A 26,338-nucleotide genomic window follows, 5' to 3' on the forward strand; every position below is an offset into this window, starting at 1 on the left:
TCCGATTTGATGTGTAAAGGGGTCTGCAAATGAGTATGTTGGAACAGTTTTTACCTGCCTTTCTTGAAGATGTAGTCGGCGACCGGTTCGGCCGCTATTCCAAATATATTATACAGGACCGTGCGATACCGGATGTGCGCGACGGCTTGAAGCCGGTTCAGCGCCGGATCTTGTATGCGATGTACGATTCCGGCAATACGCCGGACAAGCCGTACCGCAAGTCGGCGAAGACGGTCGGGGACGTTATGGGGAACTACCATCCGCATGGCGACTCGTCGATCTATGACGGCATGGTCCGGATGGCGCAGCCGTGGAAAATGGGGCATATGCTGGTAGACGGCCACGGCAACTGGGGCTCGCTGGACGACGATCCGCCGGCGGCTATGCGTTATACCGAAGCGCGGCTATCCGAAATCGCGATGGAGCTGCTTCGCGACATCGACAAAAGAACGGTGCCTTTCCGCGACAACTTCGACAATACGACGAAGGAGCCGATCGTGCTCCCTTCGCGTTACCCGAATTTACTCGTCAATGGCGTAACCGGCATTTCCTCCGGGTTTGCGACGGAAATTCCGCCGCATAACCTGCGCGAGGTCATCGATGCTTGCGTGGCGCTGATGAATAAGCCGGATCTGCCGCTCGACGATTTGCTGCAGCTCATCAAGGGGCCGGACTTCCCGACCGGCGGTATCATTATGGGCGGCGAGGGCATACGCGAGGCGTACGAAACCGGCAAAGGACGTATTTACATACGCGCCAAAACGGCGATCGAAGATATGCGCGGCGGCCGCCAGCAAATCGTCATCACCGAAATCCCGTATCAGGTCGTGAAAGTGCGGCTCGTTACGGCTATGGAAAACATCCGTCTGGAGAAGAAGGTCGAGGGCATTGCCGAGGTGCGCGACGAAAGCGGCCGAAACGGGCTGCGGATCGTTGTCGAGCTGAAGAAAGACGCCGACGCGCAGGGCATTCTCGCCTATTTGCTCAAAAAGACGGATTTGCAGGTGACCTACAACTTCAACATGGTAGCGATCGTTAATAAAGCGCCTCGCCAGCTCGGCCTCAAGCAGATGCTTCATGCCTATATCGAGCATCAGAAGGAAGTCGTGACGTACCGCACGAAGTACGAGCTCGAGAAGGCTGAAGACCGTGCGCATGTGGTGGAGGGACTCGTCAAGGCTCTGAACATTCTCGACGAGGTCATCGCAACGATCAAAGCCTCCAAAAACCGTCAAGACGCGCAAAACAACTTGGTCGCCAAGTTCGGGTTTACCGAGCGGCAGGCCGATGCGATCTTGGTTTTGCAGCTGTACCGGTTGACCAACCTGGAAATCACTTCGCTGGAGAAAGAACTGAAGGAACTGCAAAAAACGATCGAGTATTTGCGGGGCATTTTGGGAAGCGAAGCGAAGCTGATCGGCGTCATCAAGAATGAGCTTGGCGAAATCCGGACGAAATACGGGGTCGATCGCCGTTCCGACATTCAGGGCGAGGTCGAAGAAATTAAAGTGAACCTGGAGGTTATGGTGACGCCGGAGGATGTGCTTGTATCGCTGTCCGGCGAAGGCTATATCAAGCGGACCAGCAAGCTGTCGTTCACCCGTTCGGGCGGCGAAATCGGCAATACGGGCCTGAAGGAAGGGGACTATGTTCGCTACCTGTTCGACGTGAATACGATCGAAAATTTGCTCATTTTCACGAAGAAAGGCCAGTACTTCCTCTTGCCCGTCCATCAAATTCCCGAATTCAAATGGAAGGACAACGGTACGGCGATCGTCAATGTCATTCCGATTACGAAGGAAGACCGCATCGTCAGCATCGTACCGGTCAAAGACTTCAAGGAACCGGGCAAATCGCTCGTCTTCGTTACCAAACGCGGGCAGGTGAAACGGACCGATCTTGCGGAATACGAAACGAACCGCTCCGGCGCCATCGCAGCCTGCAAAGTGGCGGATGACGACGAAGTGATTACGGTGCAGCCTAGCGACAATCTGCGCGATATTTTGCTGGTCACGAAACAAGGCATGAGCATTCGTTTCCGTGAGATGGAAGTAAGCACGATGGGCCGGACTGCCGGCGGCGTACGCGGCATCCAGCTGAAAGAGGACGACGATGTCGTATCTGCGGTATGGGTGAACGGAGACGAAGGCGAGATTATGGTCGTTTCGGATATCGGCTACGGCAAATCGTCGCTGCTGATGGATTATCCCGTCCAAGGACGCGGCGGCAAAGGGATCATTACATTTGAGTTCAAAGAAGGGAAGCGAGTGCGGCCGAACGGCTCCGAGCTCGTACGGGCGTTTTCCGTCAAAGAGTCGTACGCCATTATGGCGGTTACGGCGAATGGAGAGAAGCATACGTTCTCTACGGAATCGGCCCCAATCGAGGAGCGCAAGGCGATCGGCAAACTGCTTGTCCCCGTTCAAAAAGGCGATGTAATCGCCGATATGGTCAGACTTACTTAGCATCACGGAGTTGCATGCTGCCCTAACGACCGCCAACCGGCATGCACCGGCGCAGTCTAAGGCGGCAGTTTCAATCGTAGCTGTCGTAAGGCGGCTCGAGGCGATCCAGCAGCTTGAGCGCAATTTCAAGGACGGCCCATGCAGGCAGCGGTTCATTGAACTGCTCCAGCCAGTATGGGTCGTTTATTATCCCTTCGCGAATCGCCCGGTTGACGATGTCCTGTTTGCGTTGTTCATCCATGCTATGACCTCCCGGTGGTGCTTCATTCCCGCTTTGGGCCGGCTATGCGCCGCCTTTCGCAGGGCCATGCGCCTACTCACGAATAGTATATGTTGAATGCCGTCAAACGGTACCGCATTTTATCGTTTAATGTCTTAAAATATTAACGACGCTAACCTTTAAAAGCGAGAGACACAATGGTATACTGGATATAACAAATGGACGTCCATGACGCTGGCGAAACGGCCTTGGCGGCTTTGGCATCGTATGAACGGAACGGCAGGGCGGGACGCCATAGTTGGAAACGGAAGGGGTAGTTGCCGTGTACTCGCAGGAGTTTGCCAAGCTATGGTTCAAGCTTTCGAAAGACATGAAGCTATTTATGGAGGGGCAGCTTGCTCCTTCGCTAACGGAAGGCCAATTGCACGTGCTCGAGTATTTGCAGGCGCATGCAGAGGTGCGAATGAAGCCGTCCGATCTGGTCGATTATTTGTCCACGACGCCTGCGGCCATTACAACGCTGCTTGACCGGATGGAGAAGGCCGAGCTGATCGTTAGGGAACGGGACGACAAGGACCGCCGCATCGTATGGGTGGTCGTCACCGATAGAGGGAAGCAGGAATGCCGGCGCGGCGTTACGCTGCGTCAGCAGTTTCTGGACGGCTACTTGAGCCGGATTTCTTCCCACAACCAGCAGGTGCTCGTTTACTTGCTCGGCAAGGTCGCGAATTTGTGACGTTGCCAGAAGCATGTTACTAAGATTGCCGAAAACAAGGGAGCCCCGCGACAGGTTGGCGTTCCCTTGTTTTTTTGTTTCCGGATGCGGGGCAAAGAGAATCCGGCTTGACGACGAATAAGAGGCGGGAGCCGGACCGGCTTGATCGACCGGAGCTGCTTTTGATTAGCCTTGGGATGCGCCGGCACGCAGGTTTTTTTGATTAGGCTTCCCTGCAGTCGCACGTCTATGCGGGCTCTGCGCTGAGGTCTCGCGCGCAAGGCTCGGCGGCTCTTGCGTCGCGGTGCGGGCATGGGAACGCGGCTCGATCCGCTTTTTTACACAAGAGCTCTATGCTATAATCGGATGATTATGATTTGGAAGAAAACGGGGCGAAATTGATGGATACATTGGCGGACGCGGCGGACATCCTTCTTATCCTCGCAGGTTTGCTGCTCTTGGTTTTTCTGTTCATGCGGCTTTACCCCGCTTTCGGCGGAAAAGCGCCGAAAGAGGATCTGCGTCAATCTCCTCATTACCGGGACGGGACGTTCAGCAATCTGATCCCTACGTCCATGAACATGGATCTGAAGACGAACCTTGCGGTATTGCGCGAATTTGTAAAGGGGAACCCGAAAGGAAGGCCGGGAAGACCGCTCGGCGTCGAGCCTCTGCCTCTTCCGCTTAACGGCGCGCAGGGCCGGGTTACCTGGTTTGGGCACTCGGCTTTGCTGCTCGAGCTGGACGGCAAGACGATGCTGCTGGACCCGATGTTCGGGAAGACGCCTTCTCCGTTCCCGCTGTTCGGGGGCAAGCGGTATAGCGGGCCTCTGCCTGAACTGGAGAAGCTCCCGGCGATCGACGTTGTGTTCTTGTCTCATGACCATTACGACCATTTGGACTATGGCTCCATCAGACGGATCAAAAACAAAGTCAAGCGTTTCTGCGTCCCGTTAGGGGTGGGGAGCCATTTGGAAAGATGGGGCGTCGAGCGGGCGCGGATCGAAGAGCATGACTGGTGGGAGGAGTTCGAATGCGACGGGCTTCGGCTGGCCTGTACGCCCGCAAGGCATTTTTCGGGAAGACGCCTGACGGACCGCAACTCCACGCTGTGGTGTTCATGGGTCATAGCGGGCCGGCATGCCAGCGTTTATTTTAGCGGAGACAGCGGCTACGGTCCTCATTTTGCGGAGATTGGAGAAAAGTACGGGCCCTTCGACCTGACGCTGATGGAATGCGGCCAATATGACGAACGGTGGGCTGCGATTCATATGATGCCGGAACAAACGGTGCAAGCTCATCTGGACGTTAAGGGCCGGGTCATGCTCCCTATTCATTGGTCGGCCTTTACGCTGGCTCTGCATGAATGGACAGACCCGATCGAGCGTGTGACGAAGGCTGCCCGGGAACGAGGCGCGCATGTTTCTACGCCAAGAATCGGGGAGCCGGTTCTGATCGGCGCTGCCGAATACCCGGACTCCGCTTGGTGGAGAACGTATTAATCGTGAAAGTTGTGAAGATGCGCATTGCGGTGCGCTTCTTTTTTTGCTTCGAATGCTGAAAATAATAAGCGTATCGCGGCGGGGGCTCTTGTTCGCCGTTCGTCTTTATGCCGCCTTTCGGAGGTTTGTGGAGTTTTTCCGACAATCGCTGCTGTTATAGCTTCTATTTATTTATCGAACAATTGGAAGTTTTGTCAAATGGGTGTAAAGTTACATTTTGCCACTTGCATAACGAACAAGTGTTCGGTATATAATGATGAATATAATCAGTGTTTCCTTTCGGAGGGTTGACCATGCGTACGGCGAAGAACCGAACGATTTTTTTGGCGGAATTCATTCCTGTAGGTTTAGCATTTTTTGTTTTTCACGCAATTCCCACTGCATTGCGAACATACACTCTGTATATAATAAGAATATATGTTCGTGTTTATTAGTGGGTCATATGTGCGAAGGTGTTGGACGCATCTCCGAATCGCGACTATACAGGAGTGGATGTCATGCCTCAAGAGCGAACCATTATGTTAATCGATGGACAGTCATTCTATGCTTCGATTGAAAAAGCGGCCCAGCCGGCCTTGAAGCATAAGCCGGTAGCTGTAGGTGACCCCTCTAGAAAATCCGGCATCATTTTGGCCGCTTGTCCCATTGCCAAATCACGCGGTGTGACGACTGCTTCAAGAGTGGGCGAGGCGCTCGCGAAATGCTCCGATTTGGTCGTAATACGCCCCCGAATGCAAACCTATATCACGGTATCCTTACTCATTACCGAGATATTCGAGTCATTTACAGACCAGGTTGAACCCTATTCCATCGACGAACAGTTTCTCGATGTTACGGGTTCTGTCGGTTACTTCGGGGCTCCGGAGGAGATCGCCCGCCAGATCCAGACACGTGTTCAGTTATCGACAGGAGTTTGGACCCGTTGCGGAATTGGACCTACCAAAATACTGGCGAAGATGGCTACGGACAATTTCGCCAAAAAAATGCCCAATGGTATTTTCAAACTTGGCTTCGACAATTTGGAATCTGTATTATGGCCGCTGCCGGTGCATCAAATGTTCATGGTTGCCTCTCGAATGACTCGTCACTTCACACGCATGGGTCTTTACACGATTGGCGATATTGCTCGTCTGGAACTGGGTGATTTTAAAAGGCGCATGCGTAAAGAAATGGGCAAGCAAAGCGATATACAAGCGGAATATTATTGGCAAACAGCACGTGGCATAGACCCTAGTCCTGTCGTGGCAAGTATTCGAAATCAATTGAAATCGGTAAGTCACGGCAAGGCGCTCAGAAGCAGCCTTTATCGGAAACTTGAAGATATTGAGGTTGTACTGCTGGAATTGGTTGTGGAGGTCTGCCGTCGCAGCAGGAGAGTGGGTTACATCGGGCGAGTTGTATCCGTCGGAGCAGCGGAAACGGATGGCCAGCGCTCGGCATCGTTTAATCGACAGGTAACGCTTGAACAACCGACATCCCTTTCACATGAAGTCGCAGCAGCGGCTTTCGGGATTTTCCATAAACATTGGAGCGGTATGCCTGTTAGCCACCTGTATATTGCACTGACTCAGCTGACCGATGATAGCGTCATTCAGCTTACTTTTTTCGATGACCGGATCAAAACATACGATCTAGAAAGAGCAACTGATAAAATAAAGGATAAATATGGAAGCTCCGCTATTATGCGAGCATCCTCATTATTACAGTCCGGAGTGGCCCGTGAGAGGGCGGAACAGATCGGAGGTCATTATATATGAGCAAATTGGATGGCAATGAAAGGTGGAAATCGAAAATGCTGCTCACCGAACATCAAGAACAATATGAAAATCGCTACGACACCAAGAATTCTCGTAATCGGCCTACAGAGGATGAGCTCAAAATGATTCGTGATTACATCTTGCTCCCTTACATGTTAAGTATGGTGCAAAAGAGCATCGAAGATATGAGCAACCATTCCACCCTTCTAAAGAAACTTTATTTGACAGCAGGCCGGGCGGTAATGAAGCAAATAAGCACGGATATGTACAATGTTCGGCGCGAATTGTCCAAGCGTAATATTAAAATTACTAATGATGAACAAGCGGATATGGTCATATACCACCGTTTTATTTGTAGGGGATACGAGGATCGCTTTGGAATGGTCCGGGATGTTATGCGCTCGGAAATCAGCATTCGCCTATCAAAGTATATTAAGGAATTAATTAGCCGAATGGACTGCGAAAAAAGCTTAGATTGACAGAAAATCAGTTTCGCCAGTCAAGCGGCCGAAATCCGTGCTTAAGCCGGCATATGAAAAAGATCGCCAATTGGCCAAGTAGGCCGGATAAGGCGATCTTTTCTTCAAATCAATCTTCAAATCAATGCGGGCTCCTAACTGAAAAATAAAGCACTAGACAGGCCACGGCTGCCATATAGGGCGTTGCACTCCTGGTTTGTCTTCCTGATCGATGGCCCCCGACACTCAGCCGTTTGCAAAAAAATAAAGAACCGAACCTTTTTTTGATAGAGAGACAATATAGGGTGTAAGCTGCTTATTCAGGAGGGCCCTCCGCATGCAAAGTGAACCTATGTACCAATTACTTACAAAAATGAAAGGCGGTGATCGACAGGCTTTTCATACGATGTATGATGCCACCTATCAAGACGTCTACCGGACAGTCTCCTTTCTGGTGGATCATCGGCAGGATCGGGAAGATGTCATGAATGAGATCTATATGCAGATGTGGACCTCACTTGCTAACTACGATACGAACCGGCCTTTCCACTTCTGGCTGCACGGCTTGGTAATCCGTCAAGTGCAGAGATTTCGGGTCAAGAGCTGGCGGAGATTCCGAATTTTTGAACGCATCCGTGCCTTCTCCCGGGAAGAGTCTCATTGGGATCAGCCTGCTGTGTTGATGGATGGGACGAACCTCATGATATCGCAGGCAATCCGAAAACTGACCGACAAACAGCGAACGGTGATTATCCTCCGCTTTTTTCACGACTATGCGCTTGAGGAAATCGCGACATTGCTCGATATTCCACTGGGTACAGTCAAGTCCAGATATCACGCAGGCCTCCAGGCGCTTCGAAAATACATAAGGAATCTCCCCCCGGAAAGGATGGAAAAGATCAATGACTATTGAACGCAATATCCGTGAACATCTGCACAAAGAAGCGGAAACGATGGAGTGCCCGCCGGCCATTTCCAAACGAATAGAACAATCCTATTCTCAATATTTGAAACGCAAAAGGAGCGAAAAAAACATGAAAAAACGATTGATTGGCGGAATAGTTGCTGCTGCGATTTTGATTCCAACCGCGGCATTTGCGGCCCCTGCCCTGATTGACATGCTTACGAGAACGCCAATGACTGCTGAACAAGTCAAGACGGATGAGGTTGGCAATGCAACGCTTGAGAAGCTGTATCGCGCATTTCCAGAAACAAAATCGTTTGAGATTATCGATGCAAGCAACGTTCAAGGTGTCCAAACTAGCATCATCCTGCAGGAAAAAGGAGGAACCGGCAAAAAGATTACCCTTCATACAAACGCGATTACGGGTGCGATTGAACATGTGATTCAAGAGAATTGGGAGCCTAAGGAGAAGCCGCTCACTGCTTTAACCGATCAGGAAATCAAGGCGAAGGCAGATTTTCTAATTGATAAAATGTATGGCAACATCGGAGAATACGAGTTTGCTATGGAGCAAATGGAGAACCCGGATCAAAAAACGTTTATGTTGAATTACACTAAAAAGGGATCACAAACACCGTTCTACCAGGCATTTGTTCAGGGCAATACAATCAGTGTTTCTCTGATCGGCGGCGAGATTGCACCTTCAAACAGTAAAGTAGAAGGTTTTTTCTCTAGAAATGGTAAGCCTGATTATTTTGCTGATGCCTATTTAAATGATGTCAAACTGTTTTCTTTACTAAACATTAGCCCGCCGGAATTAAAGCAAGAACTAGCAAAAGGTAAGTCTGTTGTGGAAATTGCAGCGTCTAAAAATATTTCTAAACAACAAGTGATTGATGTCATTGCCAAAACACAGGTTGAGAAACAGCTGCAAGGTGAAAGTAATGGCGATGTTCCTAAAAACAATCGTTCAACTGAGCAAATGTTAAAAGCTATTGAACCGAAAGTATTGCAAGTTATTGAACACAAAACGGAAGCGCCATCGAAGAAATAACAAGTCAAGGCGCATGAGGTTGGTAAAACCAACCGAGGATTGACGGCGGGCGCGGGCTCCGAGCGGTCTTGACGCAAGGAAAGCCCTCCGCCGGAGTTATGCCGGTCTTGCTCGCGGCAATCTCAGTCCGGCGTACGGATTTGTATTGTCGGCGCCTCGGCCCTCATTGTAAAATAAGGGGACAGGATTCGACATTTTCCGTAAGCGATGGGGGAACTGGCCGTGACAAACGAATACAACGGGGAACACGCAGCGAATACGCAGTTAGAGGAGCTCGTCGAGCGGTTTCGTCCGTATGCGGCCGAAGGCAAATGCGCTTCGTATATTCCGGCGCTGGCGAATGCGGAGTCTTCGCATCTCGGGACGACCATCGTCCAGCCGGACGGAACCGTCTGGAGAGCCGGGAACTGGGACGTCCCATTCACGCTGCAAAGCATATCCAAGGTGCTCAGCTTTATCGCCGTTTGCGTGGCGCACGGCATTCCATATGTGCTGGAGCGGGTGGACGTGGAGCCGACCGGCGACCCGTTCAACTCGATCGTCCGGCTTGAAATGCACAAGCCGGGGCGGCCCTTTAATCCGCTTATTAATGCGGGGGCGATAACGACCGCTTCGATATTGCCGGGCGATACGCCGAAGCAGAAACTGGCGGCGATCGTTCGCGTGGTCGAACGGCTGACCGGCAAGCCGGCACAGGTGAACGAGGACGTGTTTCAGTCGGAATGGGGAACGGCCTACCGGAATAGGTCGCTTGCTTATTACTTAAAGGAAACCGGCTTCCTTGCCTGCGATGTGGAGGATGCGATCGAGGTATACTTGAAGCAGTGCGCGATCGAGGTGACGACGGAGGATCTCGCCATGATCGGGCTTGTGCTGGCGCATGACGGCTATCATCCGATCCGCCGCGAGCAGCTGCTGCCGAAGCAGGTCGTCCGCATGGCCAAAGCGCTTATGCTCACTTGCGGCATGTACAACGCCTCCGGCAAGTTCGCCGCTTTTGTCGGCGTGCCCGCCAAGAGCGGCGTATCCGGCGGCATTATGGCGGCGGTCCCGTCGCGCGTCCGTCCGCCCGGAACGCCGTGCGCCGGCGGCTGCGGCATCGGGCTCTACGGCCCGGCGATCGACGACGTCGGCAACAGCAAGGCGGGCGGCATGCTGCTGCAGCATTTGGCGGAGCAATGGGATTTGAGCATTTTTTAATCCAAAGCGCATAACGGAGCACTTCGAAAGCATCGGAGGCATCCTGCATTCTCTTAAGGAGAGCAGGGATGCCTCTTTTTGTTTTCCCTGCAAGCGGATGGAAAGAGAGGGTGACGATGAACGCGATCGTGGTGGTCAGCAAGCATTCCGAGCAATATGTGTCCGTTCGTTTCCCGTACCGGCCGGATTACGTCGACAGGATCAAGGGCATTCCCGGCAGGCGCTGGAATCCCGGCGAGAAGGTGTGGCTGGTGCCATACACGCTTTCCGCCGTAGCTTTACTCGTAGGCCTTTTTCGCGATACGGCCCAGATGCAGGGGGAACTGGCGGAGGAATGCGGGTTTGTCTGGGAGTGGCTAGACGAAACGGTATCCGGGAGCGGTCCAGCCGATTTTTGAAGGAGGAAAGATAATTTAAAGGGGAAAGGACGCCGGTTATGGAATAATATTCATAGAGGAAGGGTTGACGTATTTCTTACAGTTGCGGCGACAACTGCGGAGGGGGACGAAAAACGAGCAAGGGCGTATATCTTCTCTTATTGATCCCTGTATCGTTACTGTTGTATGCAGTGGTTAAGGAAATCTTTGGAACCGGCGATCCTGCAATCGCGTACTTGCTCTCGCTTCTTGTAACGCACATGGTTTTGAGCAAAACGGTCGAAGACGAACGTGCCGAACGATAAACAGCGGTGTGCAGCGAACCGACGCGAAAGGAGCATCCATGACGAATGACCATTCTATCGCCAAACGCGGCTGGATAATCGCACTTTTGCTGCTGGGCACCTTTTTTGCTTTGGGCTTGGCGGCTTTTCTGCGGCACAAGACGAACAGCAATATGTATAACTTCCTTGGCTGGGATATGTTTCTGGCCTGGATTCCGCTCGCGGGCTCCTTTCTCATCGAGCTTGTGCATCGCATGCCGGGAGGTGGCCCAGGCGGCTGCTGCTCATCGCAGCGGGCTTTTGGTGGCTTATGTTTTTTCCGAATTCCGCCTATTTGGTGACGGAGATCATTCACTCCTTCCGGTATTTTGATCCGGGGACGAGCGGGAGGTTTTGGTACCGTATCGACTTCTGGTACAGCCTATCGGTTACGTTTACGGCTGCCGTGACCGGGCTGCTGCTTTCCTCGTGGGCGCTTCTCCTCTTGCATGCCAGGTGGAAAATCCGGCTGGGAACGCAGCTCAGCTGGATTGTCGCCGCGTTCGTTCTGCTGCTGGGCATTGTAGGCATTTATATCGGCAGATTCGTTAGGTGGAACAGCTGGGATATGATGAGCGACCCGAATGCCATCGTTTCGGATGTATTTGCGTTGGTCTTGCAAGAAAGCGATAAAGGCTTGTTCCTGCCGTTTACGGCGCTGTTCTTTTGGATTCAGCTTCTGGTCTACGCGATCTTCTGCGCGTTTGCCGGAAACGCGGGTAGGAAGGAAGACGCGAATGTCGATCGAAATAAAGGGTAAAAGGAGAGAAAGCGTATGTCGCAGCACGAGATGTTCGATGTTTTCGATGAAGAAATGAGGAAGACCGGCCAAGCAAGCCGCAAGGATGTACATGCCCAAGGGCTATGGCATCAAACCTTTCACTGCTGGATTGTGAATAAATCGGCGGAAGGCGGAGCGAGTCTTCTGCTGCAATTGCGGCATAAAGATAAAGATACGTTTCCGAATCTGTTTGACATATCGTGCGCCGGGCATCTGTTGTCGGGCGAAACCGTTCGGGACGGCGTGCGGGAGCTGGAGGAAGAACTTGGGCTGCGGGCTTCCTTCGAGGAGCTTCACTATTGCGGAATGGTTGCGCAGGAGAACATCGTTACGGCCCGGTTAATTGACCGCGAGTTTAACCATATTTTCGTATACGAATGCGATAAGCCGGTGGAAGCCTACGAATTCCAGCTCAGCGAGATTTCCGGGCTGTTTGCGGTGGATGCGGAGGCGTACAAACAGCTGGTAACGGGAGAGCGGGATTCGATAACGGCAGAGGGAATCCTGATGGATGATCACGGGAGGGAACGACTCCAGGTAAGCAGAGAGATCCGCGTAGGCGATATCGTGCCGAATACGGACGCCTATTACCGTTTGCTGTTCGACAGGATCGGCTAGAACGCTTAACACAACGGGAGGAAGCCTATGAAAACCTATGTTTACTTTGTCAGACACGCGGTGTCCCCGTTTGCGCTTCATGACGAAAGAGCCAGGGGACTATCCGGGGAGGGGGCTGCCGATGCGCATCATGCGGCCGGTTTATTGGCTTCCGAAGGAATAAACGTCGTCGTATCGAGCTCGTATACAAGAGCCGTGGATACGGTAAGGCCGCTCGCGGAGCTGCTCCAAACGGAAATCGTAGAATTCGAGGAGCTGCGGGAAAGACCGATCGCAAGCTTGCGGTACGCCATTTCGGAGGACGAGCTGACGGCGGCAATCGGAAGATCGTTCGAGGACATCGATTTTTGCATGGCGGAGGGGGAAACGACCAGAGAAGCGCAAGACAGGGCGATCCCGGTCTTTAAGCGGCTGCTTGAGCAGTATCGCGGGCAAAAAATAGCGGTAGGGACGCATGGGAATATTATGACGATCATTTTGCAATATTTTGACGGGCGGTACGGATTCGAATTCTGGAAGCAAACGTCCAAGCCGGACATCTACAAACTGCAGTTTGACGGCGACGTGCTGGAAAATGTGGAAAGGCTGTGGCGGCCGAGGGGATAAGTCTGGGCTCGCTCACAAAGGCGAACGGCTGGGAGAACGGCGTTCCGAGGCTCCCGGGCCTGTCGTTAAGGGGAAGGAGTCTTGAGCTCGTACCACGTCGCGTAAGCCTCGATGTTCGAATCGGAATGATCGCTCGCATCGAATGTCTTGAAATACCGTGCGTAATAGGCGTGCTCGATGGTTTTCGGATCGCCGTCCGAGTCGATGGTCATGTGGATTTCCGAGATGTCGAGCCCCCATTTGAGGCTCTTGGCGATTGTTTTCATGGTATCGACGGTGGCAAAGGTGCGGGCGCTTGCTACGATGGAATCGAGCAATTGCTGCGATGGCTCTTCCTTCAGCGTGATGCGGCACGTCACATCCGGACGCGTAAACGTGATGCTTACATGTTTGACGGATTCCGACAGGTTCATCAGCTCTTTTTTCCAAGCGTCGGCGGCATCGGTATCCACTTTATGAGTAACGCTGCATCCGCAGACCGTCATGAGCATAACCAGGAGCAGCGGTGCACATATTCTCCGCGCGTTCATGAAATAGGCTCCCTCCTGTCGGCTTCGTTCTTCACTACGTATATACCCTAGCACTGCGGTAAAGGTTCCGCAAGGCCGCGGATTTTCGTCAGACAGGACGGAAGGTACAAGGAAAGAAAGGAAACGAAAGGATGGGATGCGGGTGTCGGGTAAAAGGCTTCGGTCTCTCGTCGGCGTTCTCGCCATAGCGCTTGCCGCGGGAGGGTGCTCCCTCGTCGACAACATGAAGGGGCGAAACGGCGGAGACGGGAAGGCAGGCGGCGAAACGGCTGCGTCAGCGGCTCCGGAGACGGCAGGGCAAGCGGTTCTTCCCTACAGGCAGGAGGTGGTCGCGGACAACCTCAACGTGCCTTGGGCATTCGAGATTTCATCGGACGGCCGCATGTTCTTTACCGAGCGTTCGGGTGCAGTCCGCATGATCCGCGACGGGAAGCTTGTCAAGGACCCCGTCATTTCGATGCCGGCGCCGTTCGTCAGCAAAGGGGAGGGCGGTCTGCTCGGCCTGGCGCTTGATCCGCAATTTGCGGACAATCATTATATGTATGTGTACCATACGTACGAGGACAAGGGGCAGACGAAAAACCGACTCCTTCGCCTGATCGAGCAGAGCGGCAAAGCGAAGCTCGATAAAGTGCTGATCGACGGTCTGCCGGGAAGCACGAATCATAACGGAGGACGGATCAAATTCGGTCCGGACGGCCATTTATACGTCACGTCAGGCGACCGGTACGAGCCGCCGCTTGCGCAGGATACGAAGAGTTTGGGCGGCAAAATTTTGCGCATCCGGCCGGACGGTTCCGTTCCGGCGGATAACCCGTTTCCGGGCTCCCCGGTTTACAGCTATGGCCACCGGAACCCGCAAGGGCTTGTCTGGCAGCCGGAGACGGGGAAGCTGTTCGCGTCCGAGCACGGGCAGAGCGCGCATGACGAAATCAATGTGATCGAAGCGGGAGCGAATTACGGCTGGCCGACGATTGAAGGGGACCAAACGGCTCCCCGGATGAAGCCGCCGCTCGCGCACAGCGGTACGACGACCTGGGCGCCGTCAGGCATGACGTTCGTCACGAAAGGGCCTTGGAAAGGCAGCATGCTCGCGGCTAATTTACGCGGCGAGCAATTAATCCGTTTCGAGCTGTCGGGTGACGGCGGCCAACCGGCGGTGTCCGGCAAGCAATATTGGCTACAGAGGCAGCTTGGGCGAATAAGGGATGTATACGAAGGGCCGGACGGTTCGCTGTATGTGCTGACGAATAATCGCGATGGGCGAGGAACCCCGAAGGCTGGTGACGATAAAATCATTCGGCTCGTGCCGGAAGCGGTCAAATAAAAGGGACCGTTCCCTTTTGGGGGCAGGCGATATAGCCGTCCGGCAGCGAGCATTCCGGCAGATACGGTTATCTGCCGTATCTTGGGTTCGAGCTGGCGGATCTTTCCGTGCGCAAATACGGATTGTTCATGCCCGAGAAATCGTCGACAGTTCTGGATGTGTATACGTGACGAGGAACCGGGCAGCAATGGTGGCGGTTCACGATTTCAACCTGATGAACGATCTCCACGACCTGCGGATGATAAATGTCTCTAAAAACTTGAACAGGCGGATCATAAACGGTTTTCGTCGGGCATGTCGGGCAATGAGGTTTTGGATGACAAGACATGTGCATCAACCCTTTCTTGTGAAGTAGTACAGTATATGGGGCAAATGGGAAATAGCATGGATGGAAGCCTAAGGGCTTTTCCCCAATTCATGTACGTTCGTCCCTATCGTCATCGCACGCCCAAAAGGCGCATTCGGCCGCTTATCGGAGCGGGAATGCGCCTTTTGAAAGTGGCGTTCATGGTGTTGCATACGGTTCGGCCGGTGCGAACAAGAGAGAACGCGACCTCGACGATTGTGGATGGAAAATATCCCTCGCGGGGCGGGTTGGCTTGTACGGATGCCTAACGGCTAGTCCCTATACGAGCATGCTTCGTCCATACGGGCCAAAGGACAAAAAGAGACCCGCAAGCAACGGGCCGCGGGTCTTAAGAGATTATATTAAAAGGGGGGTCGACTCTTAGTATAGGCGGTCATCATTAAAGAAACATGAAGAAAGTATTTCGTTTTTGTTACATTTGTGTTAGTTTTTGTTGCGACAAGCTGGCAGGCAGGGCTTTTAAGCGAACGGATCCGCTGCATAAGGGCCGTATATGGCGATTTTCATCAATTTGGCGGACATGAATTTCGGGGAGTACGGCGTGTCGTTTTCCAGCCACCAAACGATCACTTCCACGAAAGCGGCCGCCGTATAGCGCACGAGCATGTCCCGCGGCGCCGTCAAAAGCCTGTCGTCCGGCTGGACGGCAAGGAGTCCCGTCGAAATGAATTCGGTTATCGCGTTGATTAGCCGCGAAGTGAAATAGGGCATGCGCGTCTCGATCAGCATGACTTTGTAATAATCCGCATGCAACTCCACATGTTCGAAGAGATGAACGAAAGTAGGATGCGGCTTATCGCTTCGAAAGTCGAATATCTTCATATCCTCCGAAACGCCGGCCGTCCGCAAACGGTCACCTAGCTCCAGCATAATCTCGTCCGTGCTTTGCTCCGTCAAATCGTGCTTGTCGTTGTAATGCAGATAGAAGGTGGCGCGATTCAGACCGGCCCGTTCCGCGAGATCCTGCACCGTAATTTTTTCGTATCCTTTATCGCGAATCAAGGCAATGAGCGCGGCGTTTAACAGCTGACGCGTCCGCTTGACGCGGGGATCGTCCTTTTTGTTTCTGATCGACATTTGCAGCTCTCCTGTTTAACTTTTTCCGTTTCGGCCACACACTGCCGGAGACTGTCGACAAATCGACAAATCGCCGCGTATTGATGTTTGCGCGCCCGGGATCGGTTTGTTATATTAATAGTCGACACGCTGTCGTATAAACAACGTCATGTTTAATTTTATCGTAACGTTACGGAAAAATAAAGCTGCCTGAACGCGCAGCTGCTTTGCTGCGGACAATTTGGAGAGGATGATGGACGATGGGACGTCTTCACGATAAAGTAGCCATAATTACGGGTGCGGCAATGGGGCAAGGAGAAGCGGAGGCGAGGCTGTTCGCCCGGGAAGGGGCGAAGGTTGTCGCAACGGATATGCAGACCGACCAGCTGGAGCGGGTTGTGGCCGAAATTAATGCCGGCGGCGGACAAGCCATCGCCGTCAAGCATAACGTAGCGTCTGACGACGATTGGAAGCGGGTAGTGGAAGAGGCCGTCGCGGCATTCGGCAAAGTGGAGGTGCTTGTCAACAATGCCGGGATCAGCACGGATGCAACCTTGAGCACCTTTACGATCGAAAATTGGAGCAAGGTGCTGGACATCAACTTGACGGGATGCGTAATCGGCATGAAATACGTCGTGCCGGAAATGAAGAAAGCCGGAGGAGGCTCGATCGTCAACATTTCGTCGATAGCCGGAATCGTGGCGCTGAACTACACGAACGGGTACACGGCGTCCAAAGGCGCGCTCAGGGCCATATCCAAAGCATCGGCCGTAGAACTTGCGCAGGACCGCATTCGCGTGAATTCGGTGCATCCCGGCATCATTGTGACGCCGATGATCCGCGAAGCGATGGAAAGCGGAGCGGAGCAAATGTTCCAAGCGGGAACGCCGATTCCGCGCCTGGGCAAGCCGGACGACATCGCGTACGGCGTTCTGTACCTGGCTTCCGACGAATCTTCGTTCGTAACGGGCACGGAGCTTATTATTGACGGTGGATGGACGGCGAGATAATGATTTTTTGAGTCGGCAGCATGAAGTAAATCATCAAGCAAAAGCCGTTCGTCCGAGTTAGGGCGGGCGGTTTTTGCTTTCCGCGACTCCTGCATAGCCGGGCTGTGCAGATTTGAGCGGAACGTCTTCGGGAAAGTAACGTATTAGAGATAAGAAATCCAATATGTTACAGGAGGTCGTGACATGAATACGGAAATGCAAGCCCCGCAGCCCCGTAAAAACAGCGTGAAGACTATCGTGAATCTTGCCGTTCTGGGACTGCTGGTCGTCATTGTCGGCATGAACAGCTTCTCGACCGTGCAGTACGGTCATGTCGGGCTGTATAAAACGTTCGGCAAGCTAAGCGACAACGTGCTGGCGCCGGGCGTGCATATGAGGCTGCCGTTCGTCCAGACGGTCATTCAGGTCAATACGCAGGTCACGAAGGCGGAGTCCGATACGTCGGCCTCGTCGAAGGATTTGCAGCCGGTTTCCACGCATGTGGCGGTAAACTATTCGGTGAACAAAGAGGCTGTCTATCACTTGATGAACAATATCGGAGGCGCCTACGACACCATCATCATTTCGCCGGCTATTCAAGAGATCGTCAAAGAAGTAACGGCCAAATATCCCGCCGAGGATTTAATTGCGAAGCGCGATGTCGTAGCGAACGAAGTGAGTGATCTCCTGACCAAAAGGCTGGCGAAATACGATCTCATCGTAAACGATATCAACATCGTCAATTTCAAATTTTCCGACGCGTTCAACCAGTCGATCGAAGCGAAGCAGGTCGCTCAGCAGCAAGCGCTGAAAGCGGAGAACGACTTGAAGCGCGTGGAGATCGAAGCCAAGCAAAAAGTCGCACAAGCGCAAGCCGAGGCGGAATCGCTCAAGCTGAAGAAGCAGGAAATAACCCCCGACTTGGTGCAGCTGAAACAAATCGAGGTGCAGGAAAAAGCGCTGGAGAAATGGGACGGCCGCTTGCCGTCGGTGACCGGTGGAGCAACGCCGTTCATCGATGTAGAGTCATTCGTCAAGTGAGCCGTTCAATAGAAAGAGCAGTCGGGTGATTAGCCTGGCTGCTCTTTTCATTTCGGTTACTTCACGACAAGAACGGGAATAGGAGAGTGCTGAACGATGTTATGGCTGACGCTGCCGAGAAACAGCTCTTTCACGTCCGACAAGCCGCGGCTTCCGACGATGATGACATCGGCGGACATTTCCTTGGCATAATCCAAAATGGCGGCAACCGGGTTGCCGATCAGCAGGGTGGCCTTAGCGTCCGGCAGACCGGCCAACTGCCGGTTTGCTTCTTCGACCATGCTTTCGACCCGCTTCAGGTATTCCTTCTCGTATTCGTCGGAAGGCTTGACGATCGCTTCGCCGATGACCGCTACCGGGTTGTGCAGAACGTGAACGGCCTCCAGCTTCGCTTTGCTGTCCCCCGCAAGCTTGATGGCCAGCTGCAGCGCTTTCTTGGATAAAGGCGAACCGTCGTAAGCAAGTAGCATGCGTGAGAACATCCTAATCGTCCTTTCGGGCCTATGGCGGCATACTCATGCAACCAGTATGCCACATTCGGGCTTCGGATAAACGAACTAGTGAATGAGCTCGCTTTCTTTGGCTTTGCTGACGAGCTTTTCGCTGGATCGGTTGATGATTTTTTTGAGCGCGAGCCCTATGATCAGCGCGATCCCGGCGAAAACGGCAAGCATGCTTATATCGCGTGCGACGATGTCCCACAGGATGCCGCCGACCGCTTCGCGCATCATGCTGATCGCATACGTGAACGGCAGGAAGGGGTGAATCGCTTGAAAGAACGGCGGCGTCACTTGTATCGGGAACGTTCCTCCCGAGCCGGCCAGCTGCAGGACGAGCAGGACGATCGCGAGCGCTTTGCCGACATTGCCGAACACCGATACGAGCGTGTACACGATCAGCATGAACACGGTACTGATGAGCAGTCCGAACAGAACGAACCACAGCTTCTCCGCCACATAGGCGCCGAGTATGTAAATGTCCCCGGTCGTCACGAGCAAAGATTGAAGCAGCGTCAAGGTAAGAAAAGTTAAGAAACGCCCGAAATAAACGTGATAGCTGCGAAATGCCCCGTGATGATCGTGAACCTCCACCGTCAACAAGGAAACGAGCAGCAGCGCGCCGACCCAGAGCGAGAGGGTGGAGAAGAACGGCGACATACCGGAGCCGTAATTCGGAATCGGAAACAGCTTGTTTTCCTTAAGCAGTACAGGCTCGGCGAAAAATTCGCTTTCCTTCTCGAAATTGTTTTTGAGCAGATCGATAATTTGCCGGATGTCGCCTTCCGTTTCGAAGGCTCTGAACCGGTCGGCCAGCTGCGCGATTTTCGCTTCCGCCGCAGGCAGCTGCTGGCGGATCGCGTCGAATTCCCGGCTGCCGACAGCAAGTCCTTGCGCCGCATCGTCGACGATCCGCTTCACGTCGGGAATGCTTTTGGCCGCTTCCGTAAGCGCCGATTGCGCGGTTGCGAGCGACTTTTTGGCGGTTGCCAGCCCTTGCTGTACCGCCGGCAGGATTTCGCTGTCATAACGATTGAGGATGTCGCCAAGCTGCGCCGACGCTTCCTTCGATAGCCGGTTCAGCTCGTTCACCAGCTCCGCTGCCGGCTTCTCGCCCTTGTTTACGGCGTCTTGGATACGAGTAACGACCGACAGCTGCTGCTGGAATTTCTCCTTGACGCCATTCAGCTTCGCGATCGTCGGCGCTAGACGGTTGCCGGAGGTGAAGCCGTTCAGCTTCTCGAACAGCGCGATCGTCTTGTCCGTAACCGAAATGGCGGTGGTCAGCCTGCGGGAGGCAATATCAAGAGCGGTCTTAGCTGCATTCGGATCGAAATTGGCATCCAGTAAAATAGCCGTGAGCTGTTCCGTATAGATAGCGGCTTGCTGCAGGAGCAGCAGATCCTGCTTGATGTTCGGCGCAATCGCCTCGAGCGCTTCCGTTCCTTTGTCGAGGTATTGGCCTACCCCCTCGGTTACTTGCTGGCCTTCCTCGGCGATTCTCGCCACCTCGGGGATACGGGACTGCACTTTCCCGACCAGTTCGTTTGCCGTTGCTATATCCTTCGCTGCGGTGTCGACGGCGGCGTTGATCTCCGGAAATGCCGCTTCCAGCTTGAAGACGACTTCCTTGACCTTCTCGATCGTCGGCAGCTCGTTTTCCAATTCGACGCCTACATCATTGAACAGCTGGAAAATAGCGCCGTTGGCTGTCTTTATAAAGTTGCGCGTAATTTCCTCCGTAATGCCGGAAGCGCCTTTGGACGTGATTTTCGGCGAGATGGCATTGATTTTCTCGTTCACGTCATATAAGATTTCGCCCTTCTCCGGATTGTCCGTCAGCACGGTCGCGATTTTGGCGGAAAAATCGGAGGGGATCGTGATGGCGGCATAGTAACCCCCGTGCTTCACCCCGTGTAGCGCATCCTCCCGGCTGACGAAATTCCAGCCCATCTTGCTGTTGGCTTTCAGAGAGGAGACGACTTCGTCCCCGATATTGACGGGCTTGCCGCGCAGCTCGGCACCCTTGTCCTCGTTCGTGACCGCGATAGCGATCCCGCTTGTTTGTCCGTACGGATCCCAGGACGCTTTAATGTTGAACCATGCGTACAGGGAGGGCAGGCAAACGAGTCCGAGTATAATCACCGTCGCCGCCCAGTTTTTGGCCAGTCTTTGCAGATCGCCGAAATAAATGAGTCCAATCTTTTTCATTTGCATCTCCTCTGGATGTCGGATAGGAATTTCACCTTAAGTAGTATAGCCGAAATGCCAGAATTTGAAAATTAAACATTACGGGCGATTGGGCTTTGTCAGGATCGGGTGCTTACGGGTATAATGAGCATATTCCGTTATGAAGGATCGGGGGTTCGCGCCGATCGTTGCAAAAGGCGGAGAATCATCCGTCGTTTGACCGTTTACATAACAGACCGTAAGGAGAGCCGGTTTACATGAGCCAGAGTAATGACAAAGCGCAGCCTGGAGATACGATTGTCATCGTAGCCAATACGAACGATCATCCGTTTGAAATAGGGCAGCGTGTCCTCGTAACCGATTGGTACGATTTCGAAGCGTCGGACGCCGTATACGGCGTAGAGGCGATCGCGCATCCGGAGATGGAGCACTGGTTCGTGCGACATACCGATTACAAGAAGGCATGAGCTTGGAAACGGACCGTATGATGAATGTTGGAGGCGTATATGCTTACTTTTGAAGAAAAACTTGCGATTCTGGAATCGTTTCCCGAGCTGCAGCGCAAAAACGTATCGCTAGGGCGCGTCAATTTCCACTATGAAGAAAGCGTACATGAGAAAAAGACGGTTGCCTATCATATGCATCCGAACGGGAACGGCTTTGTTTACGACGGCTTGCTGCAAGGCTATGCGACGGACGACAAAGGCTTCGTCAATATACGGGATTTCACGTCCGACGAGCTTCGCTCGATCGTGGACAAGTCGATCCGGTCGCTGTCCGGCGCATCGGCACCAAATGCGAACGGCGGCGATAGCGCCGGGGAAGAACGTTGGGTCGGGCCTGACGATCACGTGCTTACGGTCACTTATGAAGACGAGTTGTGGTATTTGTATACCGGAGCGAATTTGGAATCGGCATTCGAAACCTATGAAGAGGTTGAAGCCTACATGAAAGAAGAAGGGTTTACGAGGGAGTAAATAGGAGGGCAAGAAAGCCGGTCGCATGACGAAGGCCGGCTTTTTTATGCCTTTTTACGTCGTTTCGCAAGAGTTTGGAACGAATATATGATAATTTATTATTATTAGCGAGCGTTTCGGGGTATAATTAGTATATTGGCAGCATTGACGCCTTGCAATGAACGCCGGTGAGTAGAGATGACACTAGATTGTTCGCTAATCCATATTAAAAGAGACCTGTCGATAAGGAACCTTTTCTATGATGAACCGAATACTTGCTATGTGAAAATCAGTCGTTAAAAGAAAAGGGGAAATTCAAAAATGAAAATGAACTTGAAGTTTACGAATAACGGGAAATTGGCGATTCAGCTGTTTACCAACGAGGAATTATTAGAAATTTTTAATAGATATATGAATACCTTAACCAAAAAGTATGACATAGAAGTCACGATACCGGTTGATTGGAACCAGTCCATTGCGGAGGACGGATCGCTGAAAGTCGTGCTGGCTAATGTAAAGTGCGAAGTGGAAGTCTTTTTTAAAGAGCTGGGAAGGGACATAAAGGTTCCTTTAAAGAAGAGACAAGGCGGGAAGCTGGACACGGTATTTAAGCTCGAAAAGATGGAATAGGGGAACGAAGGGGCCTGCTCGAAAGAGCGGGCTTCTTTTTTTTGAGGATATTTCCATATGAAGGTTGTAAAATATTGACTACGAACAAATGTTTGCTATAATAGAGTTATAGAACAAACGTTCCTATTTTGAGAGGGGTGTATCGTATGCCGGCAAATAAGATCAGATTTATCGAAAGAGACTATTTCAGAAAACTAATGATCGACAACAGCGAATGGATGACGGAAGACCAAATTGAGAAAATTCTTGATCAGGCCGGCACCCTATGGGACGATTTGACTTTTAAATTTTACGACAATGGAAAGCTTGAGATATTCGATAACCATACGGAGCAGCGCATTTCTTTGCACGACCTTCGCGGCGCCGCCTATGATTTTTACGTGAAAGAAAGAATCCGGTATATCCGCACGAACCTTCAGGCCAAAATATTGCAATCCGCTTAACGGGCGGTGCAGGGCAGCTTGCCGGATCGGGCCCGTTCGGTTGTTTCTTAGTAGCGGCTGATGACGAGTTATTAAAGTTCCAAGCTAAAAAAGCATGAAACTGTCTGCTGACGCAGGGGGAGTGTCATGCTTTTAAGTATTTCCTCTTAATCCCTTCCCGCTTCGTAAAGTTTATGGGCGATCATGCCGGGCTGCGTTCGTACAGTCGACATATGGTCGCCGTGTCCTTGAATGAGCCGGAATAAGCCTAAGCGGCTGGACATATGGGGATGCCAGCCGTATTCGCTGCTCCCTTGCGGCAGAGCCGTGTCCTCCGTGAGATAGAGGTAGCTCTTCGGTATGTTCAGCCTGTAAAAGGTTTTCAGATCCAGCTTTTCGAAGAGCGGCTTGGCAGGCTCGGGAGATATGCTGTTATACATTTGTTGAACGAGACCTAGGCTTGCCAAGTTCGCGAACGTTTCCCGATACAACGGAAAGGGCAGCATGATGGTGTCGTCCTTCGAGCTTTGCCTGAGCTGTTGAAACGCTTCGCGAACGGGCGGCGGCACTTCGTCCGCAACGCTTTCTCCGTCCTTGAGCACGAAGGCATTCAAGAAGACAAGCCGCCGGATACGGTCAGGGACGAGCTCGGCGACTTTCTGGATAACCGATCCTCCGAAGCTGTGTCCCGCTAAGACAATGTTTCGCAGATGCCTTGATACGATGAAATCGGCGACCGATTTCGTAATCATGGCATGGGTTACGGCTTTATTCGGATCGCTCCCGTGTCCGGGATATTCAGGCGCATAAACGATATGGCCCTTATTCCGCAATTCCGCGGCTACACGGTCCCAAAACCCGGCGTCCGCCCAAGATCCGTGAACAAGAACAAAAGTAAGAGACTGCTGCTTTTCGCGATCGTCCTCATTCACTCCTTGCGCATGACCGGCAAGTGCGGGGGCAGGCCAGGCGGGAGGGGAATTCGGAGGAGAGGTTCTATAAGGCCAATGGACGTACATGATCATTTCCTTTCAAGACGTGGATAGATCACCATATGCCCATACCGGGTAGAATGTTCATGCAGCTTTAAGACGCTCGAATCGGTATCCGCATGACAAAAGGGATAGGGCGTCGTTTCTACGGAAGAAACGTTCCCTATCCCTATTGTATTTCAATTGCTCAAGCCTTACATGAAAGTTTCTCCATTGTCATAGTTGAATTGCCAATGGATGCCGAATTTATCCGTCAGGCTGCCGTAGCATTTGCTCCAGAACGTTTCTTGAAGCTCCATGCCGACCTTGCCGCCTTCTTTCAGCTTATGGAACAAGGATTTAACGAGATCGATGTCCTTTTCGACTAGCGCCAGGCTTATGTTGTTGCCTGCAGTAAAGGGCATACCGGGGAAAACATCGGAAAACATGACATTGCTTCCGCTGATGTTAAGCCGCGTGTGCATGATTAAATCCTTGGCTTCCTCAGGAAGCGTAAACGACGGGTCTGGCGGAGTTTGGCCAAAGGTCATCATTTGCGGCTTGTCCGTTCCAAATACCTCGGCATAAAATTCGACAGCTTCACGACAGTTTCCATTAAAGTTAATATAAACATCAACGGCCATTCGCTTCACTCCTTCGTTTTGGTTGGTACTGAGTAAGCCTTATGTACGTGTTCATTGTAGCATTTTAATGGAAATAATCAAATATCCCCGCCAAGTACGGCGCCGATGGAGGAATTATTTTCTTTTCCAACAGTTGTATTCCGTTGATATTATTGGTATAAGTGTTGGAGAAGTTTTTATTTGCGGCATGCGAACAAGAAATACTCACAGCAAAGGGAGAAGATGATCTATGAAAAGAAAAATGATTATCCTGGCCTGCTCGGCGTTATATATGACGGCTTGCAGCAAGGATGCGCCGGCAACGACTCCGACAATCGCGCCGCCCCCGTCAGCCACGGTCAGCAAAAGCAGCGGAGATCAAAAAAACAAACCGGTCGAACAAAACGAAAAAGTAACGGTCGCCTTTCAAAAGGAGCTTGTACGGTTAGGAGAGTTTGATTTAGCGAAAGGGAAAAATTTTGACTTTCAAAAATATCAAACGTCGGCTTTAACGAAAGTGGATAAAGAAATTAGTGAAATGGCCCAGCCTCTCCTCATAGAATGGAAAAAGGAGGCGGAGGTGGAAGTGTTCTACAATGATGTCGTCGATATCAATAGGTCCCAGTGGAAAGTAAAGCCGGATCCCAAACATCCCGACGCGAATAAGCTGATGTCGCCCAAACAAGGGGATATCGCATCGTTCAAAATAGAAAGCACGAGGTCAATCGTCAAGTTCGCGCCTTGGACGTACGTACCAAACGGTGATGGCGGCGAGGTGGAGCTACAATTTAGGTACGTATTAAAGGATGGGACAGCAGGGATGAAATCATGGACATTCAAGGTAGGGAAAGCGGAGTGACTTGACGGTAGGAAGGGGACCTTCGGATGAGCAAAAGAGTAATCCTCGGACTGATTTTGTCTTCGTTCCTTATCGCCGTTTCCTTGATCATGATGGTGTACACGTACCTCTACGCAACAACTAACCGGGTAGGGGTTATAGGAGACGGCAAGTTTCATTTTGAATCGATATTGACTTACGTCTTTACATGTATTTCGGGTATTTTGTTTTTGATTTTCTCTCTCGTTCAAGCTTACAAAGAGAAGAAGGGCAAAGGAGGTTCCGAATGAGCACATTGGAAAAAGCGATTGCGATTGCGTCTAAGGCACATGAAGGACAAGTAGACAAGGGAGGCAACCCGTATATCCTTCATCCACTGAGAGTCATGTTACGGCTTGACACGGATGAAGAGCGCATTGTTGCGGTATTCCATGACTTGTTCGAGGATACTGCGGTAACGTCTGCGGATCTCGGAGAGCAAGGCTTCAGTGCCGAAATCATTGATGCCGTTCATGCCTTAACCAAGAAGAATGGTGAAGCGTATTTGGATTTCATTGCTAGAGCCAAAAAAAATAGGATCGCTAGAAAAGTTAAAGCGGCAGATATTGAAGACAACATGGATCTGACAAGAATCCCCGATCCAACCGAAGAGGACGAAGAACGAGTAAAGAAATATCGAGCGGCTCTGGAAGCGTTAACGCTTTAATCTGTTCTATAGTTAATTAATAGCCGGCGGGAATCAAAGGAAAGGGGCGTGACATGCAGATGGACAACGGGTATTTTGTAGGCTGGGGAACGCTGGCCCTTATCAATGCGGGATTAGCTCAAGGGAAAAATAGAGGCGGATTGAACTGGTTCCTATTGTCCTTGCTCTTGGGGCCGATTGCGACTTTCTTTCTGGTTGTTTCAGACAAGCGATAG

General features: G+C 52.0%; 31 protein-coding genes. 23 read left to right on the forward strand and 8 right to left on the reverse strand.

Going from position 1 to position 26,338, the window contains the following annotated elements; genetic code table 11:
* Window positions 1–29 precede the first annotated feature (29 nt).
* Window positions 30–2,465: a DNA gyrase subunit A gene (gene gyrA / locus ACKGJP_RS16370; protein ID WP_409346684.1), complete on the forward strand. Its 2,436-nt coding sequence runs from the start codon at window positions 30–32 to the stop codon at window positions 2,463–2,465.
* Between the two features lie 70 nt (window positions 2,466–2,535).
* On the opposite strand, the gene ACKGJP_RS16375 is transcribed toward gyrA, so the two are convergent.
* Window positions 2,536–2,706: a hypothetical protein gene (locus ACKGJP_RS16375; protein WP_409346685.1), complete on the reverse strand. Its 171-nt coding sequence runs from the start codon at window positions 2,704–2,706 to the stop codon at window positions 2,536–2,538.
* Between the two features lie 301 nt (window positions 2,707–3,007).
* Between ACKGJP_RS16375 and ACKGJP_RS16380 the strand changes: the two genes are divergently transcribed.
* From ACKGJP_RS16380 to ACKGJP_RS16435, 12 genes are all read left to right on the forward strand, one after another.
* Window positions 3,008–3,421 carry a MarR family winged helix-turn-helix transcriptional regulator gene (locus ACKGJP_RS16380; RefSeq protein ID WP_409347180.1) on the forward strand — a complete coding sequence of 138 codons (414 nt, stop codon included), beginning with the start codon at window positions 3,008–3,010 and terminating at the stop codon, window positions 3,419–3,421.
* 380 nt (window positions 3,422–3,801) lie between these two features.
* Window positions 3,802–4,902, forward strand: a complete 1,101-nt coding sequence (locus tag ACKGJP_RS16385; protein WP_409346686.1) for an MBL fold metallo-hydrolase — start codon at window positions 3,802–3,804, stop codon at window positions 4,900–4,902.
* 497 nt (window positions 4,903–5,399) lie between these two features.
* Window positions 5,400–6,659, forward strand: coding sequence for a DNA polymerase IV (locus ACKGJP_RS16390; protein WP_409346687.1), 1,260 nt, complete (start codon window positions 5,400–5,402; stop codon window positions 6,657–6,659).
* A complete protein-coding gene (locus ACKGJP_RS16395; RefSeq protein ID WP_409346688.1) occupies window positions 6,656–7,138 on the forward strand; it encodes a hypothetical protein in 483 nt (160 codons plus the stop codon). The genes ACKGJP_RS16390 and ACKGJP_RS16395 overlap by 4 nt, the downstream gene beginning before the upstream one ends.
* Window positions 7,139–7,454: 316 nt before the next feature.
* A complete protein-coding gene (locus ACKGJP_RS16400) occupies window positions 7,455–8,030 on the forward strand; it encodes a sigma-70 family RNA polymerase sigma factor (protein WP_409346689.1) in 576 nt (191 codons plus the stop codon).
* Window positions 8,020–9,075 (forward strand): hypothetical protein, encoded by a 1,056-nt coding sequence (locus tag ACKGJP_RS16405; RefSeq protein WP_409346690.1) that lies wholly within the window; start codon window positions 8,020–8,022, stop codon window positions 9,073–9,075. The genes ACKGJP_RS16400 and ACKGJP_RS16405 overlap by 11 nt, the downstream gene beginning before the upstream one ends.
* Window positions 9,076–9,282: 207 nt before the next feature.
* Complete coding sequence (locus ACKGJP_RS16410; protein ID WP_409346691.1) at window positions 9,283–10,275, forward strand: glutaminase; 993 nt, start codon at window positions 9,283–9,285, stop codon at window positions 10,273–10,275.
* Between the two features lie 68 nt (window positions 10,276–10,343).
* On the forward strand, window positions 10,344–10,673 hold the full coding sequence (locus tag ACKGJP_RS16415; protein WP_409346692.1) for a hypothetical protein: 330 nt from the start codon (window positions 10,344–10,346) through the stop codon (window positions 10,671–10,673).
* Between the two features lie 322 nt (window positions 10,674–10,995).
* Entirely contained in the window at window positions 10,996–11,277 is a 282-nt protein-coding gene (locus ACKGJP_RS16420; protein ID WP_409346693.1) for a hypothetical protein, read from the forward strand.
* The gene (locus ACKGJP_RS16425; RefSeq protein ID WP_409346694.1) at window positions 11,247–11,735 is read left to right on the forward strand and encodes a DUF1361 domain-containing protein; all 489 of its coding nucleotides are present in this window, start codon (window positions 11,247–11,249) and stop codon (window positions 11,733–11,735) included. Before ACKGJP_RS16420 ends, ACKGJP_RS16425 begins: the two co-directional genes overlap by 31 nt.
* Window positions 11,736–11,750: 15 nt before the next feature.
* Complete coding sequence (locus ACKGJP_RS16430; RefSeq protein WP_409346695.1) at window positions 11,751–12,374, forward strand: NUDIX hydrolase; 624 nt, start codon at window positions 11,751–11,753, stop codon at window positions 12,372–12,374.
* 27 nt (window positions 12,375–12,401) lie between these two features.
* The gene (locus ACKGJP_RS16435) at window positions 12,402–12,980 is read left to right on the forward strand and encodes a histidine phosphatase family protein (protein ID WP_409346696.1); all 579 of its coding nucleotides are present in this window, start codon (window positions 12,402–12,404) and stop codon (window positions 12,978–12,980) included.
* Between the two features lie 65 nt (window positions 12,981–13,045).
* Here ACKGJP_RS16435 and ACKGJP_RS16440 read toward each other — a convergent pair whose 3' ends face one another.
* A complete protein-coding gene (locus tag ACKGJP_RS16440) occupies window positions 13,046–13,510 on the reverse strand; it encodes a hypothetical protein (RefSeq protein WP_409346697.1) in 465 nt (154 codons plus the stop codon).
* 136 nt (window positions 13,511–13,646) lie between these two features.
* Here ACKGJP_RS16440 and ACKGJP_RS16445 point away from each other — a divergent pair, with 136 nt between their 5' ends.
* Window positions 13,647–14,837 (forward strand): PQQ-dependent sugar dehydrogenase, encoded by a 1,191-nt coding sequence (locus ACKGJP_RS16445; protein WP_409346698.1) that lies wholly within the window; start codon window positions 13,647–13,649, stop codon window positions 14,835–14,837.
* Between the two features lie 67 nt (window positions 14,838–14,904).
* On the opposite strand, the gene ACKGJP_RS16450 is transcribed toward ACKGJP_RS16445, so the two are convergent.
* Together ACKGJP_RS16450 and ACKGJP_RS16455 are read right to left on the reverse strand one after the other, a co-directional pair.
* Window positions 14,905–15,165, reverse strand: a complete 261-nt coding sequence (locus ACKGJP_RS16450) for a hypothetical protein (protein ID WP_409346699.1) — start codon at window positions 15,163–15,165, stop codon at window positions 14,905–14,907.
* Window positions 15,166–15,663: 498 nt separating this feature from the next.
* On the reverse strand, window positions 15,664–16,281 hold the full coding sequence (locus ACKGJP_RS16455; protein ID WP_409346700.1) for a TetR/AcrR family transcriptional regulator: 618 nt from the start codon (window positions 16,279–16,281) through the stop codon (window positions 15,664–15,666).
* 239 nt (window positions 16,282–16,520) lie between these two features.
* Between ACKGJP_RS16455 and ACKGJP_RS16460 the strand changes: the two genes are divergently transcribed.
* Together ACKGJP_RS16460 and ACKGJP_RS16465 are read left to right on the forward strand one after the other, a co-directional pair.
* Window positions 16,521–17,270: a glucose 1-dehydrogenase gene (locus tag ACKGJP_RS16460; RefSeq protein WP_409346701.1), complete on the forward strand. Its 750-nt coding sequence runs from the start codon at window positions 16,521–16,523 to the stop codon at window positions 17,268–17,270.
* Window positions 17,271–17,453: 183 nt separating this feature from the next.
* Window positions 17,454–18,290, forward strand: coding sequence for a prohibitin family protein (locus ACKGJP_RS16465; RefSeq protein WP_409346702.1), 837 nt, complete (start codon window positions 17,454–17,456; stop codon window positions 18,288–18,290).
* Between the two features lie 56 nt (window positions 18,291–18,346).
* On the opposite strand, the gene ACKGJP_RS16470 is transcribed toward ACKGJP_RS16465, so the two are convergent.
* Window positions 18,347–18,760, reverse strand: coding sequence for a universal stress protein (locus tag ACKGJP_RS16470; RefSeq protein WP_409346703.1), 414 nt, complete (start codon window positions 18,758–18,760; stop codon window positions 18,347–18,349).
* Window positions 18,761–18,847: 87 nt separating this feature from the next.
* Window positions 18,848–20,998 carry a YhgE/Pip family protein gene (locus ACKGJP_RS16475; protein ID WP_409346704.1) on the reverse strand — a complete coding sequence of 717 codons (2,151 nt, stop codon included), beginning with the start codon at window positions 20,996–20,998 and terminating at the stop codon, window positions 18,848–18,850.
* A gap of 236 nt (window positions 20,999–21,234) precedes the next feature.
* Between ACKGJP_RS16475 and ACKGJP_RS16480 the strand changes: the two genes are divergently transcribed.
* From ACKGJP_RS16480 to ACKGJP_RS16495, 4 genes are all read left to right on the forward strand, one after another.
* Complete coding sequence (locus ACKGJP_RS16480) at window positions 21,235–21,444, forward strand: hypothetical protein (protein WP_409346705.1); 210 nt, start codon at window positions 21,235–21,237, stop codon at window positions 21,442–21,444.
* Between the two features lie 39 nt (window positions 21,445–21,483).
* Window positions 21,484–21,954: a hypothetical protein gene (locus tag ACKGJP_RS16485; protein ID WP_409346706.1), complete on the forward strand. Its 471-nt coding sequence runs from the start codon at window positions 21,484–21,486 to the stop codon at window positions 21,952–21,954.
* Window positions 21,955–22,254: 300 nt separating this feature from the next.
* Entirely contained in the window at window positions 22,255–22,563 is a 309-nt protein-coding gene (locus tag ACKGJP_RS16490) for a hypothetical protein (RefSeq protein WP_409346707.1), read from the forward strand.
* A gap of 146 nt (window positions 22,564–22,709) precedes the next feature.
* A complete protein-coding gene (locus ACKGJP_RS16495) occupies window positions 22,710–23,006 on the forward strand; it encodes a hypothetical protein (protein ID WP_409346708.1) in 297 nt (98 codons plus the stop codon).
* A 146-nt stretch (window positions 23,007–23,152) separates the two neighbouring features.
* On the opposite strand, the gene ACKGJP_RS16500 is transcribed toward ACKGJP_RS16495, so the two are convergent.
* Together ACKGJP_RS16500 and ACKGJP_RS16505 are read right to left on the reverse strand one after the other, a co-directional pair.
* On the reverse strand, window positions 23,153–24,004 hold the full coding sequence (locus ACKGJP_RS16500; RefSeq protein WP_409346709.1) for an alpha/beta hydrolase: 852 nt from the start codon (window positions 24,002–24,004) through the stop codon (window positions 23,153–23,155).
* A 167-nt stretch (window positions 24,005–24,171) separates the two neighbouring features.
* Complete coding sequence (locus ACKGJP_RS16505; protein WP_409346710.1) at window positions 24,172–24,600, reverse strand: VOC family protein; 429 nt, start codon at window positions 24,598–24,600, stop codon at window positions 24,172–24,174.
* Between the two features lie 229 nt (window positions 24,601–24,829).
* On the opposite strand from ACKGJP_RS16505, the gene ACKGJP_RS16510 reads away from it, so the two are divergent.
* From ACKGJP_RS16510 to ACKGJP_RS16520, 3 genes are read left to right on the forward strand one after another with little or no spacing between them, the layout of a single operon-like run.
* Window positions 24,830–25,438, forward strand: a complete 609-nt coding sequence (locus ACKGJP_RS16510; protein WP_409346711.1) for a hypothetical protein — start codon at window positions 24,830–24,832, stop codon at window positions 25,436–25,438.
* A gap of 26 nt (window positions 25,439–25,464) precedes the next feature.
* The gene (locus ACKGJP_RS16515) at window positions 25,465–25,707 is read left to right on the forward strand and encodes a hypothetical protein (RefSeq protein ID WP_409346712.1); all 243 of its coding nucleotides are present in this window, start codon (window positions 25,465–25,467) and stop codon (window positions 25,705–25,707) included.
* On the forward strand, window positions 25,704–26,123 hold the full coding sequence (locus tag ACKGJP_RS16520) for a GTP pyrophosphokinase (protein WP_409346713.1): 420 nt from the start codon (window positions 25,704–25,706) through the stop codon (window positions 26,121–26,123). Before ACKGJP_RS16515 ends, ACKGJP_RS16520 begins: the two co-directional genes overlap by 4 nt.
* Window positions 26,124–26,338: the final 215 nt, after the last annotated feature.

It is taken from the genome of Paenibacillus litoralis (assembly GCF_046244365.1).
Classification (GTDB): Bacteria; Bacillota; Bacilli; order Paenibacillales; family NBRC-103111; genus Paenibacillus_V.